General features: G+C 64.9%; 19 protein-coding genes and 1 other RNA gene. 11 read left to right on the top strand and 9 right to left on the bottom strand.

Annotated elements, in window-relative coordinates; all coding sequences use genetic code 11:
* Positions 1-88: 88 nt before the first annotated feature.
* The 9 genes from C8J24_RS17985 to C8J24_RS11665 all read left to right on the top strand — a co-directional run bounded on the left by C8J24_RS17985 (position 89) and on the right by C8J24_RS11665 (position 3,223).
* Positions 89-223: a hypothetical protein gene (locus tag C8J24_RS17985; RefSeq protein WP_260171278.1), complete on the top strand. Its 135-nt coding sequence runs from the start codon at positions 89-91 to the stop codon at positions 221-223.
* A 39-nt stretch (positions 224-262) separates the two neighbouring features.
* Entirely contained in the window at positions 263-928 is a 666-nt protein-coding gene (gene pspA, locus C8J24_RS11700) for a phage shock protein PspA (RefSeq protein WP_031396334.1), read from the top strand.
* Position 929: 1 nt separating this feature from the next.
* Positions 930-1,238: an envelope stress response membrane protein PspB gene (pspB, locus tag C8J24_RS11695; RefSeq protein WP_037528521.1), complete on the top strand. Its 309-nt coding sequence runs from the start codon at positions 930-932 to the stop codon at positions 1,236-1,238.
* A gap of 1 nt (position 1,239) precedes the next feature.
* Positions 1,240-1,623 (top strand): envelope stress response membrane protein PspC, encoded by a 384-nt coding sequence (pspC, locus tag C8J24_RS11690; protein ID WP_031396336.1) that lies wholly within the window; start codon positions 1,240-1,242, stop codon positions 1,621-1,623.
* A gap of 27 nt (positions 1,624-1,650) precedes the next feature.
* Positions 1,651-1,953: a hypothetical protein gene (locus C8J24_RS11685; protein WP_056680443.1), complete on the top strand. Its 303-nt coding sequence runs from the start codon at positions 1,651-1,653 to the stop codon at positions 1,951-1,953.
* A gap of 11 nt (positions 1,954-1,964) precedes the next feature.
* Complete coding sequence (locus C8J24_RS11680) at positions 1,965-2,234, top strand: hypothetical protein (RefSeq protein ID WP_031396338.1); 270 nt, start codon at positions 1,965-1,967, stop codon at positions 2,232-2,234.
* A 21-nt stretch (positions 2,235-2,255) separates the two neighbouring features.
* Positions 2,256-2,495, top strand: a complete 240-nt coding sequence (locus tag C8J24_RS11675; protein WP_107932449.1) for a hypothetical protein — start codon at positions 2,256-2,258, stop codon at positions 2,493-2,495.
* A gap of 12 nt (positions 2,496-2,507) precedes the next feature.
* A complete protein-coding gene (locus tag C8J24_RS11670) occupies positions 2,508-2,747 on the top strand; it encodes a hypothetical protein (RefSeq protein WP_107932447.1) in 240 nt (79 codons plus the stop codon).
* 68 nt (positions 2,748-2,815) lie between these two features.
* Positions 2,816-3,223: a SufE family protein gene (locus tag C8J24_RS11665; protein WP_107932859.1), complete on the top strand. Its 408-nt coding sequence runs from the start codon at positions 2,816-2,818 to the stop codon at positions 3,221-3,223.
* Here C8J24_RS11665 and C8J24_RS11660 read toward each other — a convergent pair.
* Together C8J24_RS11660 and C8J24_RS11655 are read right to left on the bottom strand one after the other, a co-directional pair.
* Positions 3,220-3,570 carry a (2Fe-2S) ferredoxin domain-containing protein gene (locus C8J24_RS11660; protein ID WP_244180644.1) on the bottom strand — a complete coding sequence of 117 codons (351 nt, stop codon included), beginning with the start codon at positions 3,568-3,570 and terminating at the stop codon, positions 3,220-3,222. The two genes, C8J24_RS11665 and C8J24_RS11660, sit on opposite strands and share 4 nt — an antisense overlap.
* Positions 3,567-4,106: a J domain-containing protein gene (locus tag C8J24_RS11655; RefSeq protein WP_031439670.1), complete on the bottom strand. Its 540-nt coding sequence runs from the start codon at positions 4,104-4,106 to the stop codon at positions 3,567-3,569. Before C8J24_RS11655 ends, C8J24_RS11660 begins: the two co-directional genes overlap by 4 nt.
* Before the next feature lie 216 nt (positions 4,107-4,322).
* Between C8J24_RS11655 and C8J24_RS11650 the strand changes: the two genes are divergently transcribed.
* Together C8J24_RS11650 and C8J24_RS11645 are read left to right on the top strand one after the other, a co-directional pair.
* Entirely contained in the window at positions 4,323-5,903 is a 1,581-nt protein-coding gene (locus tag C8J24_RS11650; RefSeq protein ID WP_051916675.1) for a SulP family inorganic anion transporter, read from the top strand.
* Positions 5,900-6,538 carry a carbonic anhydrase gene (locus tag C8J24_RS11645; RefSeq protein ID WP_107932445.1) on the top strand — a complete coding sequence of 213 codons (639 nt, stop codon included), beginning with the start codon at positions 5,900-5,902 and terminating at the stop codon, positions 6,536-6,538. Before C8J24_RS11650 ends, C8J24_RS11645 begins: the two co-directional genes overlap by 4 nt.
* A 32-nt stretch (positions 6,539-6,570) precedes the next feature.
* Here C8J24_RS11645 and C8J24_RS11640 read toward each other — a convergent pair whose 3' ends face one another.
* The 7 genes from C8J24_RS11640 to C8J24_RS11610 all read right to left on the bottom strand — a co-directional run bounded on the left by C8J24_RS11640 (position 6,571) and on the right by C8J24_RS11610 (position 13,075).
* Positions 6,571-8,538 carry an energy transducer TonB gene (locus tag C8J24_RS11640; protein ID WP_107932443.1) on the bottom strand — a complete coding sequence of 656 codons (1,968 nt, stop codon included), beginning with the start codon at positions 8,536-8,538 and terminating at the stop codon, positions 6,571-6,573.
* Between the two features lie 45 nt (positions 8,539-8,583).
* An RNA gene (gene rnpB / locus C8J24_RS11635) (RNase P RNA component class A) lies at positions 8,584-8,972 on the bottom strand.
* A gap of 11 nt (positions 8,973-8,983) precedes the next feature.
* Positions 8,984-9,616 carry an N-acetylmuramoyl-L-alanine amidase gene (locus C8J24_RS11630; RefSeq protein ID WP_081874152.1) on the bottom strand — a complete coding sequence of 211 codons (633 nt, stop codon included), beginning with the start codon at positions 9,614-9,616 and terminating at the stop codon, positions 8,984-8,986.
* 53 nt (positions 9,617-9,669) lie between these two features.
* Positions 9,670-10,584 (bottom strand): DMT family transporter, encoded by a 915-nt coding sequence (locus C8J24_RS11625; protein ID WP_031439674.1) that lies wholly within the window; start codon positions 10,582-10,584, stop codon positions 9,670-9,672.
* A gap of 60 nt (positions 10,585-10,644) precedes the next feature.
* Positions 10,645-11,523 carry a CheR family methyltransferase gene (locus C8J24_RS11620; protein WP_244180642.1) on the bottom strand — a complete coding sequence of 293 codons (879 nt, stop codon included), beginning with the start codon at positions 11,521-11,523 and terminating at the stop codon, positions 10,645-10,647.
* 29 nt (positions 11,524-11,552) lie between these two features.
* Complete coding sequence (gene cheB / locus C8J24_RS11615) at positions 11,553-12,650, bottom strand: chemotaxis-specific protein-glutamate methyltransferase CheB (RefSeq protein ID WP_277352408.1); 1,098 nt, start codon at positions 12,648-12,650, stop codon at positions 11,553-11,555.
* Positions 12,651-12,709: 59 nt separating this feature from the next.
* On the bottom strand, positions 12,710-13,075 hold the full coding sequence (locus C8J24_RS11610; RefSeq protein ID WP_031396352.1) for a response regulator: 366 nt from the start codon (positions 13,073-13,075) through the stop codon (positions 12,710-12,712).
* Between the last annotated feature and the right edge of the window lie 49 nt (positions 13,076-13,124).

Genomic DNA, 13,124 nt, shown 5'->3' with positions numbered 1-13,124 from the left:
GGCTTTTCTAAAACTGGCACGACTGATGCAAAGCTTTGGACAACCCGCCCAACGGCGGAACCAACCATCGCCTCAAAGGGGACACATCATGATCAAGACCGACATCGTCCGCACCGTCGCCACGCTCGCCTGCACCTTCGTGGTCAGCGCCACCTTCATTCTCGCGGCCGTGGCGCCCGCGCATCAGGCGCCCGCTACGCGACACACCGCAATCGTGGCATAAGGTTCGTCCGCCGCACGAAGACCCTGGAGTAGAATTTACATGGGCATTTTTTCCCGCACCCGCGACATCGTCGCCGCCAACTTCGCCGACCTCATTGAGAAGGCGGAGGATCCGGCCAAGATGATCCGGATGATCATCCTGGAGATGGAGGAAACGCTGGTCGAGGTTCGCGCCTCCGCCGCGCGCACCATCGCGGACCAGAAGGAGATGCGCCGCCATATCGCGAAGCTGGAACAGCTCCAGGAAAACTGGACCGAGAAGGCCGAGCTCGCGCTGAGCAAGGACCGTGAGGATCTTGCCAAGGCAGCCTTGGTCGAGCGCCAGAAGGCATCCGACATGGCCGAGCAGCTCAAGGCGGAAGTCGGCGTCCTCGACGACGCGCTCAGCGCCTCCGAGGCGGACATCGCCAAGCTGCAGACCAAGCTGCGCGAGGCGCGGACCAAGCAGAATGCGGTGCAGACGCGGCTGGAAAGCGCGAACAACCGCACCCGGCTTCGCGAGATGTATAACGGCCCGAAGACGCACGAGGCGTTCAGCCGCTTCGACATTCTCGACCGCCGCGTCGACGAGGCGGAGGGTCGCGCCGACGCAATGGGGCTCGGCGTCGTCAAGACGCTCGAGGAAGAGATCGCCGAGCTGCGCAGCAACGACAAGGTCGATGCCCAGCTCGCCGCGCTCAAGGCCCGCCTGAAGAAGGACGACTGAAATGGATTTCGAAGGACTCGTCGCCATTCTCGGCGCGCTCGTCGGGCTGCCTTGGCTGATCCTGCATTATGTCACCAAGTGGAAGACCGCACCCAAGATCACCGATGAGGACGAACGACTGCTCGACGAGATGCAGCTTCTCGCCCGCCGACTCGAGGACCGGGTGCTGACGGTCGAGCGGATCATCGCCGCCGACAATCCCGACTGGAAGCCCGGCCTCGGCACCAGCCAGTCGTCCTATCTGTCCGATCGCCAGGCTGACCGCCCGATCGACACCCGCTTTGAACGCAACATGGATCGGAGGAACTGAAATGTCCGCCAGCCGCACTCAATTCTACCTCGACAAGCAGAATGCCAAATGGAAGGGCGTCTGCGCGGGGATCGCCGACTATACCGGGATCGATGTACTCATCGTCCGCGTCTCGGTCGTCCTGCTGACGCTGGCCGGGGGCTTTCCCTGGACGCTGATCGCCTATTGGCTGGTCGCGTGGATGGGACAGCCAAAGCCGTTCGGTCTGTACGAAACACCCGACGACGCGAAGTTCTGGCAGGGCGTCCGCTCGAACCCGAAGCGTTCGACCGCAGAGGTCCGCAGCAAGTTCCGCGATATCGACCGTCGTCTCGCCGACATCGAGACGCATTATACCAGCCGGAGCAGCAGCAGCCTCGCGGCAGAGATCGACAGCCTGCGCTGAGACGCGGCGTAGACGGGGAGAATGACGATGAATTGGGGTGGACCGGGTTTCGTCGTCGCGATCATCGCGATCACGACGATGGGATGGGTGATCAACAACTGGATCCGCGCAAAGCACGGCTATGCGCTGGAGGATGAGTGGAGCGGAAAGACGCACCGGGTCGACCCGAACGACGCCCGCAAGTTGGAACTGCTTTCCGGCGAAAACGAGCGCCTGACTGGCCAGGTCTCCCGTCTCGAAGAGCGAATCGCCGTTCTTGAGCGCATTGCCACCGATCCCGCGGAGCGTACCGCCCGCGAGATCGAGGCTCTCCGCCTCCAGCCAAGATAGAGGACGCCGCCATGATCAGCCCCCTGCTCATCCCCATTCTCGGCATATCCTGCGGCCTGCTCGCGATCTTCGGTGGCGTCTTCGTGAAGCCCTGGTTCGCCTATCGGCAGCGCCGGATGGAAATCGATGCCCAACTCGTCGCCGAAAAGTCCGCACAATATGCGGCACAGAATGAACGTCTCGAACAGCGTGTGAGGGTACTGGAACGGATCGTCACCGACCGCGGGATCGGCCTGGCGGACGAGATCGACCTGCTCCGCGACGAGCGCCCCTTAAACTAATCCGTATTCAGGAGCTGACCGATGAATCCCTTCACGATGGTCGTCTGTATCGTTTTGATCGTGGCGGTCTCCCGCGTGCTCCGGGCGCGATGCCATGCGCAAGGATTGCTCTCCGCCCCGGCGGATACCGCCGACACGCTGCGACTGCGCGACAAGGTGCGCCAGATGAAGGAGCGCATCCAGGTGCTCGAACGCGTCATCACCGACAACCACAAGAGCGTCGATCTCGACCGAGAGATCGAGCGGCTCCGCGACCGCTAGGAGGAGGCGGACATGACCGAACCGAACGTCTATATCACGCTCGCACTGACCAGCTTGGTGGCGCTGGCGATGATCGTCACCGCTGGACTCGCCGGCTGGCGCGGATGGCTGTCGCTCAGGCGCTTGGAGCTCGACCAGGCGCACGACACCGGCCTGCCCGTTGCGGTGTCGACCGGTGCGCGCATCGAGATCGCCGACCTGAAGGAACGCATCAAGAAGCTGGAGGCGATCGCCGCCGGGGTCGACCTGTAGCGCGGCAATCGTGTCCCGCGACACGCGCAGCGGTTGCGGGCGAGATGACGCGGGAGTACCGCGACGCCATGCCCAAGCTAGCCGATATCCATGAGGAATATGACTTCCTCGAACCCGACGACCGCTACCGCCTGCTGATCGACCTCGGACGCGATCTCGAACCCATGCCCGATGCCCTGAAGACGGATGCGACGCTGGTTCGCGGCTGCTCGGCATCCGTGTGGGTCTATCCGATGAAGACCGACGACGGCCGGCTCCATTTCCTCGCGGACTCGAACGCCGCGATCACCAAGGGTATCATCGCGCTCGTCCTGCAAGCAGTGCAGGACCGACCGCCGGCGGCGATCGTCGCGACCGACATCGGTGCGGAACTGGCGCCGTTCGATCTCGGCAAGCAACTCAGTTCGAACCGGACGCAGGGAATCCCGAACATGATCGCGTTGATCCGCGAGACCGCCGAACGCTACGCCAGCTAGGCGGCCTTGAGGCCGTCTTCCACCCGGGAAGGGGACGGCGGAGCGGCATCACCCCCGCGCAGCGTCGTTACGATCTCGCCAGCGTCGGCGCCGGCGGGGACCAGCATCCACCGATCGGGCCTGGCCGCATCAATCATCACGACCGCATTCTTGGGGCATACCCCGAGGCATTTGACCTCGACCACGCCGCGGTCGGCCTTGCGCCCCTTCTTCAGCCCGAGGGCGGCGCGCAACAGCTTGGCGAGCGGCGTGCGGCGCTTGTCGCCGAACCCACCTGAGAGCTTTTTCGAACATTTGCCGCAGACCAGCACGCTGCCCTGCCAGCGGCTTGCCAGCACGCGGATCACGCCGGCTTCCACGTCCGTGCATCCTCTGCGGCGCGCAAGACCTCGTAAGCGGCCTGGACACCCTGGAACCGCGTTGCTGCATCCTTGTCGCCCGGACGCACATCGGGGTGATTGGCCTTGGCCATTCGCCGCCACGCGGCACGGACATCCTCGAACGTCGCATCAGGTTCGAGCTGCAGCACTTCAAGCGCGCGCATCTCGTCGCGCGACCGGCTGCCGTCGCCCGACCCCGCCCAGGCATAATGCTTCGGATCCGCATAGCCGTCCGCGGTACGCGTCTCCGCCGCCTCGCGCTCGGCGGCTTCCTCGGCGCTCAGACCTTCGAAATAATTCCAGCCGCGATTATACTCGCCCGCATGCGTCATGCAGAAATACCAGCGGTCCGGGCTGTTGGGCGATTTCGGCGCCGGGCAATTGCCGGGTTCGTTGCAGCCGTGCCGGTCGCACAATCGAACCGTCACCGCCTCGCTGCTCGAGCCATAGCCGCGCCACCGCGGAAATCCCCAATCGGGTGTACGTGTCGTGCTTCGCGCCATAGCCGTTCGAGATAGGCGTCCCCACCGACAACGCAACCGCGTACCGCACCGCCAAACGATCAAGCCACGCGGCCGCACGTGCGGCCGGGACCGACATTGCGCCTTGAGTCAGGAGGCGTTCATCGCCTAATGAACATGAATAAATTGTCATCTGGCATAGGGTAAAGCGTCTGCTCCGGGCGCATCCCGGCCGACGTCGCGGCGACAGGAGCCCTGGTGCAAACTCTCATTCCGAAGCTAAGCACGTGGCGGGCCGATCTTCCCGCGTCGATCGTAGTCGCCCTTGTCGCCCTGCCCCTGTGCCTGGGCGTTGCGCTAGCGTCAGGTGCGCCACTGTTCGCGGGTGTCATCGCCGGGATCGTCGGCGGCATCGCCGTCGGGCTCTTCTCAAAATCTCCCTTGTCGGTCAGCGGACCGGCTGCAGGCTTGACCGTGATCGTCCTCGCGGCGATCGAAAGCATGCCGAGCTACCAGATGTTCCTGATGGCCGTCGTGCTGGCGGGCGTGCTTCAAATCGGCTTTTCGCTGACGCGCGCGGGTATCCTCAGCGAATTCGTGCCCTCCTCGGTGATCACCGGGATGCTGGCCGCGATCGGCCTGATCCTTATCCTCAAGCAGATTCCGCACGCGGTCGGCTTCGACCGCGAGGCCGAGGGGATCTTCGAATTCTCCACCGCCAACGGCGTCAACACCTTCTCGCGAATCATCGACAGCCTGAGCGCGAGCGTGACCCCCGGTGCGATCCTGATTGCCGGGATCAGCCTGGCATTCCTGTTCTGGTGGGACGGCGCGAAACCGAAGAATGGCCCGCTCCGGTTTGTCCCCGGCCCGCTCGTCGTCGTTCTGATCGGCGTGCTCGGCAACGCGCTGCTGGGCGCGGTCAAGCCTGATTGGCAGCTCCAGGCGACACATCTCGTCCAGGTACCCGTCACGCAGAAGCTTTCCGAATTTCCCACGCTGTTCACGCTCCCGGACTTTTCCGGCATCAGCATGGGCATCGTCTGGACAACTGCGGTCACGCTCGCAATCGTCGCGAGCTTGGAGTCGCTGCTCAGCGTGAAAGCGGTCGACGAGATCGATCCGCGCCGTCGCTCCACCGACAAGAACTGGGAGTTGCTCGCGCAGGGCGGGGGTAACATCCTGTCGGGCATGATCGGCGGGCTTCCCGTCACGTCGGTGATCGTCCGATCGTCGGCCAATGTCGACGCCAAGGCGGAGAGCAAGCTTTCGACCATGCTCCACGGCTTCTGGCTGCTGATCAGCGTTGCACTGATCCCGTCGCTACTTAACCTGATCCCGCTCTCCGCGCTTGCCGCGGTGCTGATCGCGACCGGTTACAAGCTGACCAAGCCGAAGTTGTTTCTGGAACGCTACAAGCAGGGCTGGACGCAGTTCATCCCCTTCGTCGTCACAGTCGGCGCGATCCTGTTCACCGATTTGCTCGAGGGCATCGTGATTGGCATAGTTGTCGGCTTCGTATTCGTCATTGCACGCAACTTCCGTACCGCGATCACCTTTGCCTGCGATGGCGACGACTGCCTCGTCCGTGCGCGCCGCAACCTGTATTTCATCCACAAATATGAATTGCAGAAGTCGCTGAACCGCGTGCCCGACAATACCCAGGTGCTGATCGATCTGTCGTCGACCAGCTATGTCGACCTCGACAATATCGACATCATCAACGCGTTCATCAAAGGCGCGGAATATCGCGGAATCACCGTCAGCCTGCGCGGCGATATCGCCGGCAAGCGTGCCGCGTTGATCAACGCGCCATCGAGCGAGGTTCTGTACACATGAGACGCTACAAACAGCTGCTGCTCGCCAACAAGGCCTGGGTCGCAGAGCATACCGACGAGAATCCCGACTTCTTCAGCCGCCAGACGGTCGGCCAGAAGCCGGAATTCTTGTGGATCGGCTGCTCGGACAGTCGCGTCAGTCCCGAACAGATGACGATGACTCAGCCGGGCGGGATGTTCATCCACCGCAACATCGCCAACCTCGTCAACGATCACGACCTGAACCTCATGTCGGTGCTGCAATATGCGGTCGACGTGCTGAAGGTGAAGCATGTCATCGTCTGCGGCCATCACGGTTGCGGCGGCATCATGGGTACGCTGCAAGGTGGCCTGGACGGTCCCGTCGACGAGTGGCTCGACACGGCGCGCGAAGTGCTGCGCGATCACCGCGACGAGATCGATGCGCAGCCGACCCAGGAAGCGAAGGTCAACCGGTTCGTCGAGGTCAACGTCCGCGACCAGCTCGTTCGCCTCGCGCGCACCAAGACGGTGCAGGATGCGTTCGCCAAGGGCCAGGAACTGGCATTGCACGGCTGGGTCTACGACATGCGCGACGGCCACATCAAACCGCTGATGGAGATCGCCGCCGATACTGTTCTCGACGACATCGGTAGGCCTGACAAGGTGCTGGTCTGACGTCAGTCCCTCCCCAAACGGGGAGGGCAGGATCATCCCGGCATCTTGAACCGGACATTCTGCGACAGCCCGCCGCAGCCGACACCGCCATCGGGGCGAAACGTCTTCGTATATCGGGCGCCCGCGACGGTCTGTGTGCCGGCCTTGGTGAAAACGAACGGCGGATAGCTGAGCACGGCGCGCTCGTTCAGCACCTTGCCGTCCGCCCCCACATCGAACTGTGTCCGGGTCCAGCCTTCAAATCCCCAGATGCGGGCCTCATCCGGGAACGTGCCGCCGGCCGAAAGGAATCGGGGCGGGGCATCGAGGATCGCGCACTGGCTGGCCGCCAGCCCCGACCGGTCGAACGTGGCACGTGCCGCCACCGGATCCCCCGCCTGCTGCTGTAGCGACGCCAGCCGGATCAGCGCACCGACACGCATCGGGTCGTTCGCTGCCAAACCCTTGTCGTCCGCGACCGCCTGTAACGGCGCCACACGCCGGCTTCGGCTCTTGGTCGAATCCGCTATGAGCAGTTGCAGCGCCGATCGCGCTTGCGGATTCTGCGCATAACCGGGCTTCGACAGCAGCGGCGTGATAGCGCGGGCATAGGCACCCTGCTTCCAGCTATCGGCACTTTCGGTCTCACGCACACGGATGTCGAGCGGGAGCAGCGCGATCGGCGGGGCGCCGTTTGCCTGAGCAATAGCGAACGCCCGCTGCGCCAGCTCATGCGCCTCCTCACGACCCACGACCGCATTGCCGACGAGCTGGTACAAGGGTGGCAGCGTGGCGAGCGATGTCGGCCCCGACTTGCCCTCCGCCGCCGCAAGTGCGGCACGTTGCCCGACGATGGCGGCGGCATCCGCGCCACGTTCGCGTACCGGTAGCGCAAACCCCTTGGACTCGAGCCAGGCCGCCATGTCCGCGTCGAGAAACTTGGTGATCGACGGCCGCTCGAACGCGGTCGAGCAGCGCATCTCGACGCGGATATTGTAGCGGAAGAACGCGGGAAAGGACTTGGTCTGCTCGGGCGTCCATGACCAGTCGCGGACGGCACGCGCAAATTCGAGCGCCACCGCGCCACCGCCTGCGGCATAGATGGGCGAGACGCCGCGCACCACGCCGTCATTGTCGATCGTGAACTCAACAACCGCCATGTCCGCAGGCCTCAGATCGGCCTCGCCACCGCAGGCGGGTACCTCCATCTGTACCGCCGGATCAAACTCCCCCTTGCTCAACCGGCCCGCGCCGGTCATCGCCATGTACCGGCGGGCCTCTTCGCTCTTGCCCGCCAACAGTGACGCGATCGCCGCATCTGACCGCGCGGAAACGTCGCGCGAATCGGTCTGCGACGTCATCCCGCCATAAAATTTGACCGCCTCAACCGCTTGCGTCCGCGCCTGTTCATACTGCCCCCGGTTCAGCGCCAGGATCGCGCGCCGCCGCGCGATCAGAGCCTTTACATCCGCATCGGCAGGCGCCGTCCGGACGAGCGCATCGACCTTCGCAAGCGCTGCATCCGCGGCGGCGGGGTCAGTAAACGTCGTCGTGTCAGCTAGGGACAACAGCGCCGCGACCTTCAACGACGCTCCGTCCGCCGCAGCGGCGGCGCTAGCAAACGAAACGCTCGCCCCCGCATAATCGAGCGCATTCTGCGCAATGAGGCCCAGATCAAAATAGGCCCGCCACCGATCCTCGGCGAGCGTAGCGTCGCTTGCAGGCAACAGGGCGAGGCCGTCGCGTGCCGCGGTCACCGCATCGTCCGACCGGTCGAGCTTGAACAGCGCCGCACTCTTGCGGATCAGCGCAATGCCCCGGCTCCGTGATCCCGGCTTGGTTCGCGCCTCAAGCGTCGTCCAGGCCGCAAGCGCAGCGGTACTGTCGCCCTTCGCATCCAGCGCCGCGGCCGCTTCGAAATCCTGCTGCACCGTGGTTGCGGGCCCCTGTGCCGCGACCTGCGCAGCGATCGCCGCCATCACGATGCCTGCACCCATCAGTCCTGCCCGGTCGATACGCATCACATCCCCCACGTCTTTCGGGCAGTCTGCATGCGATCAGGCGAGGATGCCAGAGGGTCTGTAAGCCGGGTTCTGTCCATTTCCGACCCTTCGGTCGAAAGTTGGGCGACCATTCCTCTAGGACGACGGTTGCCCGCCGCCTCAAGCAATCAACCCGGGTGACGAGCCGGAACGAAGCCCATGTGCCACCCCTATTCGATCTTGCTCCCGGTGGGGTTTGCCGTGCCGCCCCTGTTACCAGGCGCGCGGTGCGCTCTTACCGCACCCTTTCACTCTGACCGCCCCGGCTTGCGCCGAGGGTTGGCCGTCTGCTCTCTGTGGCACTGTCCCTGGGGTCACCCCCGCCGGGCGTTACCCGGCACCGTCGTTCCGCGGAGCCCGGACTTTCCTCGCGGATGCCATTACAACACCCCCGCGGCCGCCCGACCCTCTGGCGCGCCGATCCCTAGTCGTCACCCATCGGTTTGGGAAGCAGCAAAGCGAGCAGGATGCACCGGCATTCCGCATCGATCTCGCCGTCCACCAACTCGGGGCGGAACCGGCGCTGGAACGCCATGATCGCCGCCATCCGGTTCTCCACGTCATAGCCGAACCGTTCGAGCGCGAGGCAGAAGCCGCCCTCCGTCCAGCCGGGATCCATCAGATTCTTGGTCGGCCGCGGCAGCGCAAGCCGGCGTCGCGCCAGTTCGTGCCACGGAAACAACTCGCCGGGATCGCGCTTGCGCGTCGGCGCGATGTCGGAATGACCGACGATGTTACCCCGCGTGATCTCGTGGCGGTCCTTGATCTGCGCCACCAACGGCAGCAGCGCGGCGATCTGTTCGGGCGGGAACGGGCGATAGCCGAACTCATGCCCAGGATTGACGATCTCGATGCCGATGCTTGCCGAATTGACGTCCTCGATCCCGCGCCAGTGTGACCGTCCCGCGTGCCAGGCCCGCTTATCCTCGGCGACCATCCGCAGGACGGTCCCGTCCTCCTCGATCAGATAATGTGCCGACACCTTCGCGTCCGGATCGCGCAGGCGGGCGATCGCGGACGGGCCGTCCTGCATGCCGGTATAGTGCAATACGATCATGCTGACAGGCAGCGTTCGGTCGTCGAAATTCGGTGACGGCGTCTCGATGATCGTCAAGCCAGCTTCCCCTCCAGCCGGTCCGCGCGTGCGGTCCGGATCGTGACGATCGCGACGCCGAGCATCGCAACGCCTCCGCCTGCAAGCATCAATAGCGTCAACGGGTTGCCGAAGTAATAGGCCGCGGCGAACACAGAGATAATTGGTGCGGCGAGCGTCATCGGCGTGACAACGCTAACCGAATGACGCTGCAACAGCCACGACATCGAGCCCTGGCCGATCACCGTCGATCCGATCGCGGAAAACGCCACCCAGCCGACCGTGCGAAGCGGCAGGTCGGGGATCGCGCGCATCGCTACGGGCTCGGTGATCATCGCCACGACCGCCATTACCAGGCTCCCCATCAGCCCGACCCAGGCATAGATCGTCAGGACCGGCACGCCGACGAGCCGCCGCTGGATCAGCGAGGTGATCGCCCAGATCAGGCTTGCCAGCGCGGTCAGCGCAAGACCGGCGCCCTCGCGCGCTGCCGACGGATCGAAGACCAGCAGCACCACTCCCAGGATCGACAGGCCTATCCCCAGCATCCGGGGCCAGTGGATCCGTTCGCGAAAAACGACGATCGCGAGCAGCAGCGCGAACGGGACGCCAAGCTGGCCGGCGATCGCCAAGGCGCCGATATTCGTCGCGACCGACAGCGACAGATTGATCACCAGATAGAAGATGCCGCCCGACAACAGTCCGAGCAGTGCCAGCGTCGCGGTCCGTCCCGGCACCAGCCGGAACCAGCTCGCGCAGACTGCGAACACGATGACCTGACGCAGGAACCCGGCCGTCATCGGCGCGATCTCCGTCACCGCCATCTTCACGGCGATGATGTTGAGCCCCCACAGCACGTTCATCACGACGACGATCGCAAAGTCGCGCAGGCCGAACCGATGCGTCGCTGGAGGTGCGGCTTGGATCGTCATCCCCCAACGCTTGCCGGGATCGCACCGCGATGTAAACTGCCGCAGCACTCTATCGCGGGATCAGGACCCGGGCGCGCGAAGCCGCGGATCGCCAGTGCTTGACGACGGCGTTTCGTAGAAGCCGCGATAGCGCTGGCTGGGCTCGAACAACGGGGTCTGCCCGCTCACCGTCTCCCCCGCGCCCATGACGAACAGGCCGCCGGGCCGCAACGCCCGTGCGATCGTCGAGAACACCCGCAATTTCGTCTCCGCCGTCAGGTACAACAGGACATTGCGGCACAGGACCAGGTCGAAACGTCCTGCGGGCGCCGCATCGGACACGAGATTCACGCGCCGGAACGTGACAAGCTTTACCAGCTCTGGCTTGGCGACCCAGTCCGCGCCGACACCGTCGAACCACCGCATCATCCGACGGATCGGTAACCCGCGCTGAATTTCGAACTGCGTGAAACGCCCCGACCGTGCGCGGGCGATTGCGGCACCCGAAACGTCGGTTGCGACGATATCCGGAACCGGCGCACCGGTCGTCTCGTGCCGCTCGGCGAACAACATCGCCAGTGACAGCGGCTCCTGCCCGGTCGAACATCCCGCGCACCAGATCCGGATGCGATGACCGGCGGTCTCGGCATCCGCGATCGCCGCGACGAGGTGCTCGAAGACCTGCGCGTCCCGGTAGAACGACGTTTCCTGGTTCAGCAGCGCATCGACGATATGCTCGCCGATCTCCCGATCCTTTCCGGCCAGCAACTGCGCAACCAGCTCATCAAGGCTGCCGAGCTGGCGTTCACGCAACAGCGGCTTCAGCGCTGTATCGAGGCGCCAGGAGCGATAGGCCGCGATCTGCTGTCCCGTCCGCGCTTCCAGCAGCGCGGTCAGCACGTCGATCGTCGCCTGGGAGGCCGCCGGGGCCGGTGAGGATGACGGGGCCGTGGTCGGCATGCTCCGCCCGCGCAACGCTGACGCGCCCATCATGGACGGCGCTGCGACGCGATGAGCCGCCCGATCGCCTCGGGGGGCAGTATCGCCGCAGCGACACCCGACGACACGACTGCGCCCGGCATGCCCCAGACGACTGACGTCGTCTGATCCTGAGCGACCACGCTGCCGCCGGCGTCGTGGACCTGTCGGGCCCCCTCCGCACCGTCGCGCCCCATGCCGCTCAGCATGATAGCCAGCGCGCGCGCGCCAAAGACCTGGGCGACCGATCCCAGCATCGGATCGACCGAGGGCAGGCAACCGCTGCCGACGACGCCCTGCCTGAGGCGGATCGCGGCACCGCCATCGCTCAGCCGCACGCAGGTCATGTGGGCGTCGCCGGGGGCGATGAACAGGCGGCCGGGGCGGATTCGCAGGCGATCGGTCGCGACGTCGCACGGCCGGCCGGACAGGACCGTGAGTTGTGCCGCGAAATACGGCATGAACGACGCGGGCAAATGTTGCGTGATCAGGATCGGCAGCTGGAACGTGGAGGGCAACTCACGCAGCAACTGGCTCAGCGCGTGGATCCCGCCGGTCGATGCACCGATCGCGACGATGTCATAGGCGTCGCCGGCCGCGACGGAACGGCCCTGATCCGCAGCACCCCGGCTGCACAGCGGCTCAAGCGCGGCCGTGACGTTGCGCGCGCTTCTCAGTCCCGACGCGCGGGTAGGCACAATCGCGGTCGGGGCTTCGCACAGGCGTTCGAGCTTTTCGACCAGCGCGGTTGCAAAGCGGCCAGACATGCCGCTGGCGCCCGGCTTCACCAACGTTTCCGCCGCCCCGAGCGCGAGCGCCTGGACCGCGGCCGCACCGCCCTCATCGGCTGAGGAGGAGACGATCAGGATCTTGGCACCCTGTCCCGCGGCAATCAGGTCCGGCAGCGCGGTCAGCCCATCGACCCCCGGCATTTCGATATCGAGCAGGATGAAATCGACCTCGGCAGAGCGCAGGAACTCGAGTGCGGCTCCCGCATTGGCGACCGCACCGACGACGGTAAACTGCGCGCTCGCGTCGATCAGCCGCGCCATCACCGCGCGGGCGACCACCGAATCATCGACGATCAGGACACGCGCGACGGCGGACAATGGCGACCGCGGCAGCGGTGGAAGGGGCAGCGAGGCGGCCACGGCGTCGTAAGACCCGCTCAGGCCATGCCGACGATTTGCAATTTCGATGCGAGGGTTTCGCGGTCGAACGGCTTCATGACATATTCGTCGGCGCCCGCCTCGATCGCCGCGCGGATATAGGCCATCCCGTTCTCGGTCGTGCAGAAGACGACCTTGGGACGCTGCGTGATATCGCTGTCGCGCAGCGCTCGCAGGAAATCCATGCCGCTCATGACGGGCATGTTCCAGTCGAGCAGGATGACGTCCGGAACCGACTCCAGACAGCACTGGAGCGCCTCCTGGCCGTCACATGCCTCGCGAACGGTAAAATCAAGCGTTTCGAGGATGTGACGCGCGACCTTGCGGATCACCTTCGAATCATCAACGACAAGACAGGTCTTCATGGAAAGCCTTCCGGGGTGATCATGGCGCCCGCTTTAGCCGGCAAAGCGT

The organism is Sphingomonas aerolata (assembly GCF_003046295.1).
Classification (GTDB): Bacteria; Pseudomonadota; Alphaproteobacteria; order Sphingomonadales; family Sphingomonadaceae; genus Sphingomonas; species Sphingomonas aerolata.
The sequence above is the reverse complement of the archived record's forward strand: the minus strand, read 5'-3'. Positions and strand labels throughout refer to the sequence as shown.